The sequence below is a fragment of the Kitasatospora sp. NPDC092039 genome (assembly GCF_044756065.1).
GTDB lineage: Bacteria > Actinomycetota > Actinomycetes > Streptomycetales > Streptomycetaceae > Kitasatospora.
The window spans coordinates 85,478-102,061 of sequence record NZ_JBIVSD010000023.1 but is presented as its reverse complement, the minus strand read 5'-3'; the positions used below and the strand labels follow the sequence as shown (position 1 = coordinate 102,061).

The following is a 16,584-nucleotide window of genomic DNA, read 5'->3' as shown; positions in this document are numbered from 1 at the left end:
TGGACACGCCTCGAACCGGCCCCTTGCGTTCGGCACACGGGTGATGTTCCTCGTCGGCGCTTGATCACGCTGGACGTGCTGGCCGCGCTCGGGTTCGTGTTCCTCCCGCAGGTGTCGGTGCTGCGTCCGGCCGACGGCGGCGAGGTGAGTACCCCCGCCGGGACCAGGCAGGGACCGCAGCCGTTGGACGCGAATGCGCGGCCGCCGCAACTTGCTGCGGCGGCCGCGCATCCGGGCGCTAGAAGGGGGATCCAAGACGGGACGAAGCCCTGTCGACCGGGGCAGGACGGGCAGCAAGCATCACCTGATCACGGACGCGACCGGCATCCCGCTCGCCGTCACCCTGACTGGCGGCAACCGCAATGACGTCAGCCAGCTGATCCCGCTCCTCCAGGCGGTGCCACCGGTCCGGGGCGAGCGAGGCCGGCTCCGCCGCCTGCGCATCCGCTGGGAGATACGTGACGACATCCACGAAGCCTTCCTGAGCCTGGGATGTGCACTCATCTGCTGGCGTCGCCCATCACGGCTGGCGCGGGACACTCCTGCCCAGTAGCCGTTCCCTGAGGCTCGGGGAGCTGTCCAGGAGTCGGCCGACCTCCATACCCTCGTCCCGGGAGATCACTCTCGGCAGAGGGGCGAAGTCATCAGGCAGGACGTCCAGCAAGCTCATCACGCGGTCTCCCGCACGAAGCGTGATGAGCAGTTCGCACCGCAACTGGCGTGGGATGCCAGGGCGATGGGGCAGGCTGTCCCACAGGGCTGGCCACAGGTAGTGGGGCCCATCGGGCGCTGCACTCGCCTGCACCCATGCCGGGTCCAATCGCTGGTTGAGGCGGAGCCCGGATGCCCGCTCCTCAAGCCCGACCAGCGAGGCCGTATCGAGAACCTTCAACTCCCGAGGCACCGGCTCATCCGAGTTCATCACCCCGCGCTGCCCGACAACACTCCAACACCTGGAACCGGCCCATCGAAGGTCATTTCGTTAGGAGTTCTTAGGCGCCTACATCCTTCTCACCCGGTGCAAGGGCCTTCCAGGCAGGCTGGCGGGTATCTCGCCAGCCTGGCTGGAAGGCACCTGTGGACTCCCGTCCAAACCGGGTCAAGGAATGGCCGCAGGGGAATCGGTGGATCACCGGCGTAGGCCCCGCCACGGGCGTATCGTCAGCGGCTCCTCTGGATGATTCCGCGGCAGCCCCGGCATGGTGCTCATCCGGCGCCCGGGCCGCTAGGCCAGGTCGATGAAGAACTTCTCGTCGTCCCCGCCGTTGGCGTTGATCTGGCAGTTCACCGTTCCACCGGGGCCGGTGGCAGCGGTCACGCCGCTGCCGGTGACCATGCGCAGATAGATGTTCGGGAACGCCGTCGCGGACTCGAAGGAGAACGAGCCGTCAGGCTGCGGACGCAGCCGGAACATCTCGTAGGGGTGCGCGCCGAACTGGCAGTTGACCGCGCCACCGCCCGCCATGGTGTTGGGGACGCCGGCGCCGTCCATCCGCAGGAACACGTTCGGGAAGGCCAGCGATTCGAAGGCGTACGAGCCGTCACTCTGCGGACGTACCCTGAACGACGTCCACTGCCCGGGCCCGTACTGACAGTTGACCTTCCCCGCGCCACTGCCGGCGAAGGCGGTCACGCCGGTCCCGTCCATGCGGAGGTGCACGTTCGGGTAGTGCGTCGAGTGGATCGTGACGGGGGTGTCTCCGAGCTTTTCGAGGTCGGCTGCTGACAGGGGCATGGTGGCCTCTTTTCTTCGGATCGGGTGCAACGCGGACGAGTCGATCCCGGCGCCGCTGGCGGCGGCTTGTCGCGGCGCGGAATTCCTGAGCCTGTGGCGCATGTCGAACCGAAAATTGCGACGCAATACCACAGAGGGACTCTTTGGGCGGACCAGGCGCCCGGCGGACTGCATGAGTCACTCTTCGCGCAAATTCCGGAAATGGCAAGGAAAGCGGCGTTGATCCCGCCGCTCGCGTTTGCCGCCCCCTCTTGCCTTTCCTGCCCCCTCAGGTCCGACCGACTGTAATCCCGCAGATACACGCTGTCTAGGTTCCCTGCTTCGCGGCACCTTTAAGATCATGGAACTGTCCGAATGGCCTGCCTGCCCCGCGGCTCATGTCCAAGGGGCCCGGCCCCCCGGCGGACCAGGTCCGGGCGCGGCACGCCCTTGTCTCCTGCCGGGTCATCGCGATCGGCTCCGGCGTTCACGTTGATCGCCGGGTGGACCGTCACGTTGTAGCTGGTGTGGGGGCGAGGACGGTGGCCTGCGTGGTCTCCCAGCTGTACCGGACGTGCCCGCCGGGTTCTCCGGGTCCAACTCGCCGGCCCCGGCGCGGACGAAGGCTGTGCCGCCGTTCACGCTGACGCCGTAGCCGAGGTCCCAGGTGGTGCCCGGATCCCGGGTCACCTCGACGTGGCCGGCGAACAGTGTTCTGAAGGAGACGCCGCGGCAGGCGGAGAGGCTGTCCGCGGTGTACGTCCCGGTGGCGAAGGCGTCCACGGGGTCCACGAGCACGAGGTCCCCCTGTGGGCCGAAGGCGGAGGCGCCCGGCGGGCGGCTCCGCTGGATCGCCGCCGCCGCGGTGGTGTGCTCAGTAGGGGTCCACAGCCGGTCCGTGGCGGGGTCACGGTGCAGGGTGCTGTTCGCCGCGACGTCGCAGGTCCAAGCGGTCGACCAGGCCCGCGACGCGGCCTCGGGCGCGCCGACGGGCGGGGACGCCGCCGGGCCGGCGCCGGAGAGGCCGCCGTTCGCCAGCCGCCGTCCCCGCCGCCCCTACTTCGCCAGCCTGGTGGCGGCGTTGAGCAGGTACTCAAGTGGGCCGCGGCGGAAGAAGCGGGACCAGACCGCGGCGAAGACGATCGCCACCAGGACGTACGTGAGCACGGGCAGGGCTTCCTGACCGCTCCCGCACTGCCGGGGCCCCGCTCCCGACTCCGCCCGTGCGGTACCGGCCGCACCTGGCCAGGTGCGGCCGGTACCGCACGGGCCGGAAGGCAGCGGTGAGCCGCGGCTGCTTCCGCACACGGCCACCCCGTGCCCGGCGCCGGATCGTGCGGCACCGTCTTCGGCCACCCCGTGCCCGCCGCCGGGCCGCGCGGCACTGGCTTCGGCACCGCGCGGCCGTGTGTACGGCAGGTCGGGTCAGCGGGCCGGGGCCAGCAGTTGGGTGGTGGCCAGCTCGGCGTAGAGCTCGTCCTGCTCGACGAGTTCCGCGTGGGTGCCGACGGCCCGGACCCGGCCTGCGTCCATCACCACGATCCGGTCGGCGCCGGTGACCGTGGACAGGCGGTGGGCCACCACCAGGACGGTGGTCTCCCGGGCCGCCTGCGCCACGATGTCGCGCACCGCGAGCTCGTTGACGGCGTCGAGCTGGGAGGTCGCCTCGTCGAGGAGCAGCAGACGGGGCCTGCGCAGCAGGGCGCGGGCGATGGCGACGCGCTGGCGCTCGCCGCCGGAGAGCTTGGAGCCGCGGTGGCCGACCGGGGTGTCCAGGCCGTCGGGCAGGCGGGCGACCAGAGCGTGGAGCCTGGTGCGGATCAGGGTCTCGCGCAGGTCCTCGTCCGAGGCGTGGGGCGCGGCGAAGAGCAGGTTCTCGCGGAGCGTGCCGGCCAGGACCGGGGCATCCTGCTCGACGTAGCCGATGGAGTCCCGCAGACGGGGCAGCGACCAGTCGCGGACGTCCACGCCGTCCACCAGCACTCGTCCGCCGGTCGCCTCGTGGAAGCGTTCGAGCAGGGCGAAGACCGTGGACTTGCCCGCGCCGGACGGGCCGACGAAGGCGGTCATCCCGCCGGCGGGCACGTCGAACGTCACCTCGTGATGGATCTCCGGCAGGTCCGGGCGGTAGCGGAAGGACACCTGCTCGAAGCGGACCGACGCGGGGCCCGTGCCCGCGCCGTCCTCCGCGTGGGCGGGCAGGGTGAGCCGACGCGGTCCCCGGTCTTCGGTGGCGAGCTGCTGCGCCCGGGTGATCCGGGCGATCGCGGCCGAGCCCTCCTGGTACTGGGTGGCGGCGTCGACCAGCCGGTAGACGGGGTCGGTCAGGTAGAAGACGTAGAGCAGGAAGGCGATCAGCGTGGAGACCGGGATCGCTCCGGAGGCGACCCGGGCCCCGCCGACGGCGAGCACCGCCAGGAACGCCAGCTCGACGGCGAGGACGTCCGCGGACTTCGCGAGTGCCTCCCACTTGGCGCTGCGCACGCCGTGCTGCCAGGCCCGCCGGGCGGCGGCCGTCACCCGGGCGGTCTCCCGTTCCTCGGCGCCGGACGCCTTCACGGTGCGGTAGGCGCCGAAGGCGCGTTCCAGTTCGGTGGAGATCTCGCCGACCGCCTCCTGGGAGCGTTCGGTGGCCTCGGAGATCTTCGGCATCACCAGGGCGACGGCCCCGCCGACCACGGCCAGGACGCCGAGCGTCACCCCGAGCAGCACGGGGTCCAGGACGGCCATCAGGGCGACGGCCGCGATCAGGGTGACCACGCCGGTGGCGCCGGAGACCAGTTCCCGGGTGGTGACGGCGCGCAGCAGGGTGGTGTCCGAGGTGACGCGGGACATCAGGTCGCCCGGTGGGATCCGGTCCGCCTCCGAGATCCGCAGGCGTAGCAGCCGTCCGATCAGGCTGCGCCGGGCGGCCAGCACGACGGACTCGGCGGTGCGCTCCAGCACGTACCCGCCGAGCGCCTCGAACACCGTGCCGAGCAGCACGAGCGCGGTGAGGGACAGCACGATCACGGTGATGGTCTGGCCGGAGGAGAGCCGGTCCACCAGCGCCTTGGTGGCCAGCGGTTGCAGGAGTCCGCCGGCTGCTCCCACCAACGCGCACAGCAGGCCGAGCGCGATCGTCCACCGGTGCGGCCGGACGTAGCCGTACAGCGCCTTGAACGTCGCCCGCGCGGACAGCGGCGGGGTGTCCGTGTTCGTCGGGTCGGCTGCGGTGTTCACGGGATTCCTCTCGGCTGGTGGCGTACCGGTCCAGCGTGACGGTCCGCGGCGCTGCGCCCCATCCGGTGACCGTCCGGATCACCCCCGCCTTTCGGCCGGTACTTCCCCGCCGGGTGGCGCGTGGCCGCACCGGCGCCCCCGTGGGCGCTGGTGCCGGGCGGGCAAGGGATCATGGGGCGGTACGGCAGAGGTCCCGAGGCGGCGCGGAGGATACGTGATCCGGGTAGTGGTGGTGGACGACGAGGCGCTGATCAGGTCGGGATTCGGCATGATCCTCAGCGCGGCGGACGACATCGAGGTGGTGGCGACCTGCGTCGGCGGGCAGGCGGTCGCCACCGTGCGCGAGCACCGGCCGGACGTCGTCCTGCTCGACATCCGGATGCCGGACGTGGACGGGCTCAGCGTGCTGCGGGAACTGGTCGCGCTGCCGTCGCCGCCGGCGGTGGCGATGCTGACCACCTTCGACACGGACGAGTACATCCTGACCGCGCTGAACTCCGGGGCGGCCGGTTTCCTGCTCAAGGACACCGAGCCCGAGCACCTCGCCCCGCAGGTGCGCACCCTCGCGGCCGGCGGCGTCGTCCTGTCGCCCAAGGCCTCGCGGAGCCTGCTGCGCGGCCACCCCGGCAGTACTCCAGCCGTGGTGGACGAGGAGGCCGGGCGGGTCGACCGGCTCAGCGACCGGGAGCGGGAGGTGCTGGTGCTGCTCGCCGAAGGGCTGTCGAACGCCGACATCGGCGTACGCCTCCACCTGGGGACGGGCACGGTGAAGGACCACGTCAGCGCGATCCTCACCAAGCTGCGGGTCGGCGGGCGGGTCCAGGCCGCGCTGCTCGCCCAGCGCGCGGGCCTGCTGGCCGACGGCCCGGACCGCCCGTAGTCCCTGCCCCTGCTCTCAGCCCTGCTGCGCTCCGCTCGGGGGCCGGTCGTCCGTGGTGCGCTCCACGGCCGGAGCCTTCTCCGTACGGCCCCGCGGCCTGCCGCGCAGCGCGCGGGCGATGGCCAGTGACCCGCCGCCGTGCAGCAGGAGGCTGCCGAGGACGACGACGACCATGGCGTCGAGCGCGCTGTCGGCCGCCGGCCCGTCCGGGAGGGCGTTGAAGGCGAGCAGGCCGAACACGATCGAGGTCGTGCCCCGCGGCCCGAGCGCGCCGACCATCAACCGCTCCGCCCGACTGAACCGGGACCCGAGCAAGGACAGCAGGACCGGCACGATCCGCAGCACGGTGAGCGCGGCCACGCACAGCACCAGCACCGGCCAGTCGAGGCCGAGGCTGAACGTGAGCACCACGGCGTTGCCGAAGAAGAACCACATCACCATGGTCATCATGGCGCTGGTGTCCTCCAGCAGATGGAAGTCCGAACCGGCCGGCACCGCGGCGCCGTGGCGCTCCGGGGCCCGCCGCACGTACCGGAAGGCCACGCCGGCCACGAACGAGGCGACGAAACCGTTGCCGTGCACCGCGGTGGTCGAGGTGTAGGCCAGCAGCGGGACGATCAGCACCAGGATCCGCCGGGACTGGTCGGTCATCCACTGCGCCCGCTGCGCGAGGTTCATCAGCCAGGCCAGCAGGGCGCCGAGCAGCGCGCCGATCACCAGCGCCTTGACCGCGAACGGCACGGTCGTGCCCAGCGCGCCCAGCGGCGTGCGCTTCTCGGCCGTCGACCCGGCCAGCACCAGCGCGAACAGGAACAGCGGCGAGACGATGCCGTCGTTGTATCCGCTCTCCACGTTGAGGACGCTGCGCACCCGTGCGGGGATGCGCCGGTCGCGGACCAGGATCTCGGCGGGCGCGAAGTCGGTCGGGATGATGACGCACGCGATCAGCAGCAACGCCGCGACCGGCAGGTCGGGGAGCAGCAGCGCGCCGAGCAGGACCGTCGCGCCGAGACTCAGCGGCAGGGCGACCAGCAGCACCCGGGCGGCCGAGCCCGGGTCCCGGCCGAAAAGCCGCCCGCCCCGCAGTTCGGTGGCGTCCACGAAGAGGAGGACGGCCAGGATGATCTCCGCCACCCGCTGGGCGACCACGGAGTTCATGGCCGAGGCGATCTCGCTGTGTGTGAACAGACCGGTGGCAACGCCCGCGAGCACCAGCACGAGCGGCGCGCGTACGTGCCGGCGTTCAAGCCGCCCGGCGACGAGCGACCAGCCGGCCACCACCGCGGTGATCACGATCAGGACAGGGATCAACAAGGCAAGGTCCGCTTCCGAACGGGAACAGGGATGACACCCCGCCGCTCGCTGGGCGAAGGGGTGTCTGTCGGCCTTCAGTACATGCCGGACACGGCCCGGGCGGGCGCAGGCGCCGTGGTGCGCCGGTTCGTGTCGAGGCCGGCCGTGCCATCCCACCGTGCGGTCCGCCCCCGGTCACTCCGCCGACCGCCGGGAGCCGCCCCGCCGACCGGGCGGATCACCCGCGACGCCGGCGGATGCCCCCTGCCGACCGGCTGAGAACACCCCGCCGGGTGGCCGGAGCTGCAGTCCGGCCTCCGCCGCGCCGTCACCCGAGCATTAGGGTCGGCTCCGACGGAACGGGTCGGAAGCGGTCGCGGACCGACGCCGCCGGGCCGCACCCGGTCCGGCGGCCACCTCGGCCGCCCCGGCGACCCCGGCCTCGGGCCTGGCGGCAAAGAAGGAACAGAGCGAAGGCGAGGCAGTACGGATGAACAGGGAGGGGATGACGGACCACGAGGCCACGGTGACCCGCACGGCGAACGACGGGCTCCGACCGCAAGCGCCCGCGACCGGGCGGGCCCGCACGCTGTGGGCCCGGGTGCCCGCCCCCGTCGTGGACGGCGCCCTGGTCGTGGCCGCGGGCATCGACAGCTGGCTGAACCTCACGGAGGACCCGGCGCCGTTCGACCTGGCGCTGGCCGGGCTCGCCTGCGCCGCGCTGGCACTGCGCCGCAGGTTCCCGCTCGCCGTCCTGCTGCTCACCCTGCCGATCGCCTTCACCCAGGACGACATCGCCCTCGCACCGTTCGTGGCGCTGTTCACCCTCGCCGAACGCTCCCGCAACCGCCGGCTGCTCGCGCTCTGCGCCCTCGGCACCGCGCTCGCCAGCATCGTCCCGTGGTCCCTCGGCGGCCCCTTCGAGGTCAGCCGCACCTTCACCCTCGTCACCTTCGTCTACAGCCTGGCCACCGCGGCCGCCGCCGTGCTGTTCGGGCAACTCCTCCAGACCCGCAGGGACCTGGAGCGGCAGATGGTCGAGACCGAGGAGGCCAGGGAGCACGAGCGGGTCCTGCACGCCCAGACCGTCCTCGCCCGCGAACGCGCCCAACTGGCCCGCGAGATGCACGACGTGGTCTCCCACCAGGTCAGCCTGATCGCCGTACGCGCCGGGGCGCTCCAGATGTCCACCAGGGACGAGGACGCCAAGGACGCCGCCCGCACCATCCGCTCGCTGAGCGTCACCACGCTCGACGAACTGCGCACCATGGTCAGGCTGCTGCGGGCCTCCGGAGGCCGCGACACCGAACTGACCCCCCAGCCCACCCTGGCCGACCTGCACCGGCTCGTGGACTCCAGCGGCATCGAGACCCGCCTGACCGGGGAACTGCCTCCCGACCTCGGCGCCTCCGCCCAGCGGGCCGTGTACCGGACGGTCCAGGAGGCGCTGACCAACGCCCGCAAGCACGCCCCCGGTGCCACCGCGACCGTCGAACTCTGGCAGGACGGGACCGACGTCGGGGTGACCGTCACCAACAGCGCGCCCGCTCGCCCCTCCCTGGCTCTGCCGGGCTCCCAGCAGGGCCTGATCGGTCTGCGCGAACGCGCCGAGATCCTGCACGGCACCCTCGAAGCCGGCCCCGCCCACGGGGGCGGCTACCGGGTCAGCCTGCGCATCCCCCTCGTCGCCAACGGCGACTGAAGGGCAGGCCGCACCTTTGCCCGCGCTGCTCCTGGCCGACGGGACGTAGTGCTCGGCGCGGGGGGCCTTGAGGTGGCGGCCGTTGGGGGTGGGTGAAGGCGCAGCCGGTCTGCCGAACCACCAGGTGGTGCGCGGCCCCGTTGGGGGAGGGTCTGGTCTGCGTACCCGGGTCGTCCTGTGCCGGTTGCCGGCGCGGTGGCGCGGACCGCTCGGTGGTGCTTCGTGGGTGGCAGCCCTGTAGCCGCCGGGGGCGAGTCAGCGGCAGAGGGCTGCGTCCAGGGCGTCCGCCATGTGCTGGGCGCCGATGCCGTCGGGGATGGCGGTGACGGTGATGGCGGCGGCGCGACCGTCGTCGGTGGCCCCGTTGCGGGAGCGGTAGCCCGCGGTGGTCCCGCCGTGGCCCCAGGAGAGGCCGCCGCAGGAGAGCGGCCTGCTCTGCAGGCCCAGCCCGTAGCGGACTCCCGGGCCCAGGAGCTCGGCGGGGACGGTGGTGCGCATCTCGGCGAGCTGCGGTGCGGGCAGGAGACGGCCGCCGAGGAGTGCGGTGTAGAACGCGTTGAGATCGGTGTTGGTGGAGACGACGGCCCCCGCCGCCCAGGCCGCCGAGGAGTCCGTCTCGGTGTAGTCGATCGCAGGCGCGTCCGGCGAGCTGCGGTAGTAGCCGTGCGGGTGGGCCTCGTGGATGCCGGTGTCCCCGGGGGCGGGGAAGTAGGTGTGGCGCAGGCCGATGCGGTCGATGACGCGCTTGGTGACCTCCTCGCCGACGGGCCGTCCGGTGACCTTCTGGATGAGGAGCCCGGCGACGATGTAGTTGGTGTTGCTGTACTCCCAGCCGGTGCCCGCGGGGAAGCGGGCCTTCTGGGCGAGGGCGCCGTCGAGGAGGTCGCGGGGCTCGAAGTAGCGGTACTGGATCGTGGTGAAGTCCGAGAGCGCGGGGGCGTCCATGTATTCGGGCAGGCCGCTGGTGTGCTGGAGCAGCTGACGGACGGTGATGCGGCGTCCGTCGATGCCGTCGCCGCGCAGCAGGCCGGGGAGGTAGGTGTCGACGGACGTGTCGAGGCCGATCTTTCCTTCGGCGACGAGTTGGAGGACGACGACGGCGGTGAAGGTCTTGGTGTTGCTGCCGATCCGTACCTGCCCGTCCACGGGGACCTTGGCTCCGGTGGCGAGGTCGCCGACGCCGGCGGTGTAGGTGCGGGTGCGGTCGTCGCGGCCCTTGACGGAGGCCAGTGCGGCGGGCAGGCCGTCGTCCTTCACCAGCGCGTTCAGGCTCGTCTGGACGCTGTCCGGCCTGCCGCCCGCGGACGCCGCGGTCGGTGTCAGCGCCCCGGCCGCGACGACGCCGGCGGCCACGGCGGTGACGACCGCCACCGCCCGGTGCCGGCCACGGTGGCGTCGGTCGGCCCGGTCGTGCGGTACGTGCTCGTTCACGGAGGAACTCCTTCGTCAGGGGGAGGAATCGGTGGGGAGCGCGGGTTCTGCGCGCAGGTGCGCGCAGAACCCGCTGGTGGCTACCGGTGCGGACGGGAGGGCCGGACCGGGGAGGGTCAGCGGCACAGGGTGGAGTCCACCGTGGACTCCACGTGCTGCTTGGCCGCGTTACTCGGGATCGTGGTCACCGTGATGCTGACGGCGCGGCCGTCGTCGGTGACGCCCCCGGTGCTGTCGTAGCCCGGAATGGTCCCGCCGTGGCCCCAGTACACGCCACCGCATGACAGCGGCTGGCTCATCAGGCCCAGTCCGTAGCGGGTGCCCGGAGCCACCTCGTCGGCGGGGACGGTGGTGCGCATCTCGGCGAGCTGCGCCGCGGGCAGGAGCCGGCCGCCGAGGAGTGCGGTGTAGAACGCGTTGAGATCGGTGTTGGTGGAGACGACGGCGCCCGCCGCCCAACCCCAGGACGGGTCCAGTTCGGTGTAGTCGCGGAGCGAGCCGTCGGCCTCCTGGTGGTAACCCCTGGGATGGGCCTCGCGGATGCTCATGTCTCCCGGGGCGGGGAAGTAGGTGTGGCGCAGGCCGATGCGGTCGACGATGCGCCGGTTGATCTCCTCCCCGAGCGGCCGCCCGGTGACCTTCTGGATGATCAGGCCCGCCATCAGGTAGTTGGTGTTGCTGTACTCCCAGCGCGTGCCCGGGGCGAAGTGGGCCTTCTGGACGAGGGCCAGGTCGAGCAGCTCACGCGGTTCGAAGTACCGCTTCGGGCTGCTGAGGATCGAGTCCTTGTCCACGTATTCGGGCAGGCCGCTGGTGTGCTGGAGCAGCTGACGGACGGTGATGTGGCGCCCGTCGATGCCGTCGCCGCGCAGCAGGCCGGGGAGGTAGGTGTCGACGGGGGAGTCCAGGCCGATCTTTCCTTCGGCGACGAGCTGGAGGACGACGACGGCGGTGAAGGACTTGGTGTTGCTGCCGATCCGTACCTGCCCGTCCACGGGGACCTTGGCTCCGGTGGCGAGGTCGCCGACGCCGGCGGTGTAGGTGCGGGTGCGGCCGTCGCGGCCCTTGACGGAGGCCAGTGCGGCGGGCAGGCCGTCGTCCTTCACCAGCGCGTTCAGGCTCGTCTGGACGCTGTCCGGCCTGCCGCCCGCGGACGCCGCGGTCGGTGTCAGCGCCCCGGCCGCGACGACGCCGGCGGCCACGGCGGTGACGACCGCCACCGCCCGGTGCCGGCCGCCCCGGCGGGCCAGCGGGAAACGACTCTGCGGTGCGTGCTCGTACACGAAAGGACCCCTCCGGTGAATGGCGCCGGGGATTCCCGGCCTCGACCAAGAGGACCATTCGGAGGCTGGGGAGTTCGTCCGCGCCCAGGACGAAACCGCGCCCGGGAGCAGACTCCGGGAGCCGCCCCCGGCCAGGACCGCACTCCTGGCCGTCGTCAGTGCCGATCGCCCGGTTGCTCCTCGCCCGCCCTCGGACCCGGACGCCCGCGTGGATCCGCGCGGCCGTCCGCGCGGCGGTCGTCCGCTGGGAGGGCCGAGACGGTAACTCGTGCTGCCAGCGCGAAGAGACAGGCCTGGCGACGGTCGCGGTGGCGGGCAGGGGCGCCCCGGCGCGGGGGTCCCGGGGGTGGCGGGCCGAGGTTCGAGCTGCGCGTCTCCGGTGGGGCGGCGGAACGGTTCGGGTGGCGGTTCGCGGCGCGGTGGGGGAATTCCGGCCCGAGTGGATCGGGGAAATGCAGCGGCGGTGGGCGGGGCATTTCGACGCTGGGGCCGGTTTTTCTCGGGTGCCGGTGGTCCGGGTGCGAGGGGGTTGCTCCCAGATGGATGTTTGTCCGGCAACAGTGGTGAACGTGGGGCAATGTCATAACGAAATGGACTCGGTGTAATCCGCGTCACACTTTGGGTCCGTTGACGGAGAACGGTCAAACGATCAATAATCCCGCTAAGCAGCTGCCGTAACACTCGTCCGACAGATTTTCACCGAATCCTCCGGGCTTTGGAGGTTTACCGGGTGTGGAGGCCCGGGAGTGGCCTGGGGTCCGCTGGGTAGCGGGATGGGGCGGCCTGCGGGAGGCCTTCCGTGGTGGCCGGCGTCGCCCCCGGCGTGCGGTGGTGGGGTGTGGCCCGCTTTCGTTCCGGGAATTCGCGAGCTCCGCGCGGTGTAGGGGGGCTCGTGCCGGAATCGTGTGGCGGTCTTGTGCGTGTTGGGTTCGGATGTCGTAATGGCCAGGGCCGCGGCCCGCTTTCTCGGTTTCCCTGGCGGCCGTCACCGGCCCGCGTGAGCGTGACCGCGCGGGCCGGGAGGGATTCCCGCTCCGGTAGGAAGAGGCTGGAACATTGATTGTCGACAACGCTCTCGTCCGGTACTACGAAGAGATCCGCGCAGCCCTGCGGGACCTCCTGGGCGATCCGGAAAAGGCCGGTTCCGAAGGTTTCACGCCGGGCGTCGAACTGCCCGAACTCACCGCGGCCATGCAGGAGTACCTCTCGGTCTCCGGCCTCGCCCACGCCGCCATGCCGTCGTACCGGGGGCGGAGCCTCGCGCTGCTCGACCTGACGCGCAACCCGGCCACCATGACGACCAAGACCTTCGCGTCCCTGGTCATCGTCGCCAGGGCCGTGCGCTTCATCCAGGACACCGGACAGCGCGTCACCATCGTCACGCCGTCCTCCGCCAACAAGGCCATCGCCATGCGCGACGCTGTGCTCCGGGCCATCCGGACCGGCCTGGTGGACGCGGACCGGCTCAACGTCGTCACGGTGGTCCCCGAGGGGGCGGTGGGCAAGCTGCGCAGCTCCGAGCTGTTCACCGACCCCGGGCTGCGGGCGCGCAACCCGATCGCGGTGTACGGGGGCGCGGAGCCCGGCACGGTGAAGGCCATCGCCCTCGGGTTCGTCGGCGAACACCGGAACGCGGTCGAGAAGGAGTGCGAGACCAACCTCTGGTACACCCTCCAGCTGGAGAACTACCTGGCCGCGGACGTGGTCAGGGCGCTGGCCGAGGCCGAGCTGTTCCCGTCGGCGCCCGGCGAGGCCCGGTTGCACCTGCACTCGGTCTCCAGCGCCTACGGGCTGCTCGGCCACGCCTACGGCCGCAGCCGGCTCTCCGCCGACGTCCGCTCCCGGACCCTGCCGCCGCACTACTTCCTGGTGCAGCACCTGGGCGCTCCCGACATGGTGCTCAGCCTGTACAACGAGGGCTCCACCGACACCGGGAACCTCCCGGAGTACGGCTACGACGCGGAGACGGGGCTGTTCACCCAGAGCGCGGACCCGCGGTACCCCGCGCGGACCTTCGACCCGCGGGAGACCCTCGACCCGACCTTCTACACCCGCAACCCGCCCACCTCGCCCCGGATGAACGAGCTCATCCGCACCCAGGGCGGCGGCGGCATCGTCGTCTCGCTCGCCGAGTGCCTCGGCCGCTACGGGCAGGTGCGCGCGCTGCTCGGGGAGGCCGGCGTGCGGCTGCCCGCGAACCCCACCGCGCTGCGCGAGTGGTCCCTCGTGATGGCGATGACGGGCCTGCTCAACGCCGTCGACCGGGGGTTGGTGCCGGAGACCGACATCCTGGTGCACGGCTCCGGCAGCTACTCGGCGACGGACTACGGCCACCTCACCGTCCGGGACCTGCACCCGGTGACCACCGCCGAGGACCTGCGGCGCGTGGTGCTGGACGCCACGCCGTCCGCCTGACCGCCTGACCGACCGCCCGTGCCGGGCCCCCGCAGACCCGCCCGCGCCGGGCCCCCTCCCCGCCGACCCGCCCGCCAGCCACCGACGAACCCGCCGAGGTGACAGCCCCGTGGCCCCTGCCGTCCCGCCCCCGCGCGCCACGCCGCAGCAGCGGCTGCGCATGCACACCGGTTACCACTGGCGCAACAGCGGCAACCCGGTCCTGACCACCGCACGGACCGCCTGGGACACCCGGGACGGCGCCACCTTCCCGGCCGTCCACTCGGAGGCCGGGGGGCTGTCGGTGAGCTACGCGGGCCTCGCCGAAGGCCTCGCGTACACCCTGGAGTTCACCGAACTCCGGCGCGACGCCGACGTCCAGGGCGTGCGCCGCCGGAGCGGCCGGCTGACCGGAGCAGCCCTGCGGGACCCCGCGCGGCTGCCCGACGCCGACATCGTCATCGTCGGCACGAGCGCCGCCCGGGCCCGGGCCCTGCCGCGCCGGGCCTCCCTCATCGTGCCGATGCGGGTGCACTTCGTGATCGACTTCGACGCGGACCCGGACACGGTGCGGCAGCGCATCTCCAAGCGGGAGCGCCAGCAGTTCAAGCACGACCTGAAGGACCACGACTGGACCTGGGGGCTCAGCCGGGACCCGGCCTGGTTCGACCACTTCTACGACCGGCTCTACCGCCCCACCATGTTCCAGCGGCACGGGGACCGCGAGCGCACCGAGACCAAGGAGGTCTCGTACGAGTGCCTCTTCCGCGGCGGCCGGATGTTCGTCCTGCGGCAGGACGGCGAACCGATCGGCGGAGCGCTCTGCCACTGGGACCGGGCGTCGCGGACGATGACCCTGCGCCTGCTCGGCGTGGTCGACGGCGCGCGCGAGCACTACGACAGCGGCGCCTTCAAGGCGATCTACCACTTCCTCATCGACTGGTGCGCCCGCCACGGCGTGCGCCGGCTCGACTTCCAGGGCACCGAACCCTTCGTCAGCAAGGGCACCTACCAGTGGAAGCGGCGGTTCGGCACCCGGGTGCTGCCGCCGCCCAACCACTTCGGCTCCAAGCGGCTGTGGCTGCAGGTCCGCGGTGACACCCCGGAGGTGCGGGACTACCTGGTCGCCAATCCCGTCCTGGCCGAGCGGACGGACGGGACCCTGGAAGCGGTCTACTTCCGCGACGCGCGGCGCGCCCCCCGGCTCGACTACTCCGCCAAGTCCCCCGGGGTGGCGGCCGTGCGCGAGGTGGACCTCGACGAGTTCCTCGCCGGAGCGGTGCGCGGGCCCGCCGGAAGGGCCCGCCCGTGACCGCCCCGTGGTACGGCACCGCACCGCCGCCGCTCGACGGCCGGCTCGAACTGCCCGCCGTCCGACGGGAACTGGCCCGGGTGGAGGACGGCGAGTACGCCCGGGTGGTGCCGGTCGCGTCGTCCCTGCGGCCCGTCATGCTGCCGCGCACCTCCTACGACGAGCTGTTCACCGCCACCGCCGACCTGTTGGCGCTGCTGCGCCGGACGCTGCTGGAGAGCGCCCCGACGGCGGCCGGCCGGATCGCCGCGCTCGGCGCCGACGAGGCGATGTACCCCCTGGTCATGGACGGCCCGGTCGAGGAGGACTACGCCACCTGCATCGCCCGTCCCGACGTCATGGTGGGTGCCGACGGCCCCAGGTTCCTGGAGTTCAACATCGGCTCCGGCATCGGCGGGGTGGTGGACACGGCCCTGCACACCGCCGCGTGGGTGGCGGCCTTCGGCGGCCCCGGGCGGACGCCGTTCGACGCGGTCGATCCGCTCGCGGTGCGCGACGAGCTCTTCGTGCGCGCCGTCCGGGACCTCGGCGTCAAGCCCGCGGTCGCGATCGTCGGCACGCTCCGCGACTTCGGCGGCGCCCCCAGCCGCTACTTCGAGATCCAGGAGGAGTCGCTGCGCCGCCGAGGCCTGGTCGCCGAGACCTTCGAGCCGGAGGACCTCCTCGACGGGCTCGGCCTGCCGGGGGAGCCCCGCTACCGGCTCGGGCTGCGCCACTTCACGATCCTCGAATGGCTCGGCCACGGCATCGACCTCGGCCCGGTGCGGACGGCCCTGGACGCCGGCGTGCGGCTGATCGCCAGCCAGACCGCGTACCTGGTCGCCAACAAGAAGGTGCTCGGCTGGGTCTCCGAGGGGCGGCCGTGGATGACCGACCGGGACCGGCGGACCGTCCAGCGCTACCTGCCGTGGACGCGCGTGGTCGGGGACCGGCCCGTCGAGCGGCACGGCCGGACCGTGCCGCTCCCGGACCTCCTCCTGGAGCACCAGGAGGACTTCGTGCTGAAGCCCGCGATCGGGATGAGCGGCCGGCAGGTGCTGGTGGGCCGCTCGTGCGCGCCGCAGGCCTGGCGGGCGGCGGTGGCCGCGGCCGTCGCCGCGCAGGACCACATCGCCCAGGAGTGGGTGGAACCCGCGCCGTACCGGATGGAGTTCGACGGCCCGGGCGGCTCCGGCAGCGACGAGGCCGAGGTGGTCCCGGTCTTCAGCCCCTTCCTGTTCGACGGTCGGCCCGCCGGCTGCATGGTGCGCTACCTCCCGCCCGAGCGGGACGGCGTGGTCAGCATCCACGGCCACGGCGCCCTGTCGAACGTGGCGTTCGCGCTCCGCTGACCCCCGCGACTCTCCCCAGGAG

10 protein-coding genes and 2 pseudogenes are annotated in these 16,584 nt (G+C 72.4%); 6 read left to right on the top strand and 6 right to left on the bottom strand.

Translation table 11 applies throughout. The features are described 5' to 3' along the window. Nucleotides 1-229 precede the first annotated feature (229 nt). A pseudogene (locus tag ACIQI7_RS33545) lies at nt 230-553 on the top strand (transposase); the annotation flags it as partial. A gap of 672 nt (nt 554-1,225) precedes the next feature. Here the strand turns inward: ACIQI7_RS33545 and ACIQI7_RS33540 are convergent. The 3 genes and pseudogenes from ACIQI7_RS33540 to ACIQI7_RS33530 all read right to left on the bottom strand — a co-directional run bounded on the left by ACIQI7_RS33540 (nt 1,226) and on the right by ACIQI7_RS33530 (nt 4,936). Further along, nucleotides 1,226-1,735, bottom strand: coding sequence for a fascin domain-containing protein (locus ACIQI7_RS33540; protein WP_401117423.1), 510 nt, complete (start codon nt 1,733-1,735; stop codon nt 1,226-1,228). Nucleotides 1,736-2,770: 1,035 nt separating this feature from the next. Then, nucleotides 2,771-2,896 (bottom strand): annotated as a pseudogene (locus ACIQI7_RS33535) (DUF418 domain-containing protein); the annotation flags it as partial. A gap of 243 nt (nt 2,897-3,139) precedes the next feature. Continuing rightward, nucleotides 3,140-4,936, bottom strand: coding sequence for an ABC transporter ATP-binding protein (locus tag ACIQI7_RS33530; protein ID WP_401117421.1), 1,797 nt, complete (start codon nt 4,934-4,936; stop codon nt 3,140-3,142). A gap of 214 nt (nt 4,937-5,150) precedes the next feature. Here ACIQI7_RS33530 and ACIQI7_RS33525 point away from each other — a divergent pair, with 214 nt between their 5' ends. Continuing rightward, nucleotides 5,151-5,816: a response regulator gene (locus ACIQI7_RS33525; protein ID WP_401117419.1), complete on the top strand. Its 666-nt coding sequence runs from the start codon at nt 5,151-5,153 to the stop codon at nt 5,814-5,816. 15 nt (nt 5,817-5,831) lie between these two features. On the opposite strand, the gene ACIQI7_RS33520 is transcribed toward ACIQI7_RS33525, so the two are convergent. After that, on the bottom strand, nt 5,832-7,130 hold the full coding sequence (locus tag ACIQI7_RS33520; protein ID WP_401117417.1) for a cation:proton antiporter: 1,299 nt from the start codon (nt 7,128-7,130) through the stop codon (nt 5,832-5,834). Between the two features lie 580 nt (nt 7,131-7,710). Here ACIQI7_RS33520 and ACIQI7_RS33515 point away from each other — a divergent pair. After that, complete coding sequence (locus ACIQI7_RS33515) at nt 7,711-8,811, top strand: sensor histidine kinase (protein WP_401117440.1); 1,101 nt, start codon at nt 7,711-7,713, stop codon at nt 8,809-8,811. A 255-nt stretch (nt 8,812-9,066) separates the two neighbouring features. Here the strand turns inward: ACIQI7_RS33515 and ACIQI7_RS33510 are convergent, their stop codons facing one another. Both ACIQI7_RS33510 and ACIQI7_RS33505 read right to left on the bottom strand, forming a co-directional pair. Then, nucleotides 9,067-10,242: a serine hydrolase domain-containing protein gene (locus ACIQI7_RS33510; RefSeq protein WP_401117415.1), complete on the bottom strand. Its 1,176-nt coding sequence runs from the start codon at nt 10,240-10,242 to the stop codon at nt 9,067-9,069. 116 nt (nt 10,243-10,358) lie between these two features. Beyond that, entirely contained in the window at nt 10,359-11,462 is a 1,104-nt protein-coding gene (locus tag ACIQI7_RS33505) for a serine hydrolase domain-containing protein (protein ID WP_401117438.1), read from the bottom strand. Nucleotides 11,463-12,581: 1,119 nt separating this feature from the next. Here ACIQI7_RS33505 and ACIQI7_RS33500 point away from each other — a divergent pair. From ACIQI7_RS33500 to ACIQI7_RS33490, 3 genes are all read left to right on the top strand, one after another. Continuing rightward, complete coding sequence (locus ACIQI7_RS33500; protein ID WP_401117413.1) at nt 12,582-13,940, top strand: DUF6002 family protein; 1,359 nt, start codon at nt 12,582-12,584, stop codon at nt 13,938-13,940. Between the two features lie 109 nt (nt 13,941-14,049). Next, nucleotides 14,050-15,231 (top strand): hypothetical protein, encoded by a 1,182-nt coding sequence (locus ACIQI7_RS33495; RefSeq protein ID WP_401117411.1) that lies wholly within the window; start codon nt 14,050-14,052, stop codon nt 15,229-15,231. Continuing rightward, nucleotides 15,228-16,562, top strand: a complete 1,335-nt coding sequence (locus ACIQI7_RS33490) for a hypothetical protein (RefSeq protein WP_401117409.1) — start codon at nt 15,228-15,230, stop codon at nt 16,560-16,562. Before ACIQI7_RS33495 ends, ACIQI7_RS33490 begins: the two co-directional genes overlap by 4 nt. Nucleotides 16,563-16,584: the final 22 nt, after the last annotated feature.

What these genes read in the sequence shown, in the direction of transcription:
- ACIQI7_RS33540 (WP_401117423.1), bottom strand. Translation starts at nt 1,735, where the DNA reads ATGCCCCTGTCAGCAGCCGACCTCGAAAAGCTCGGAGACACCCCCGTC.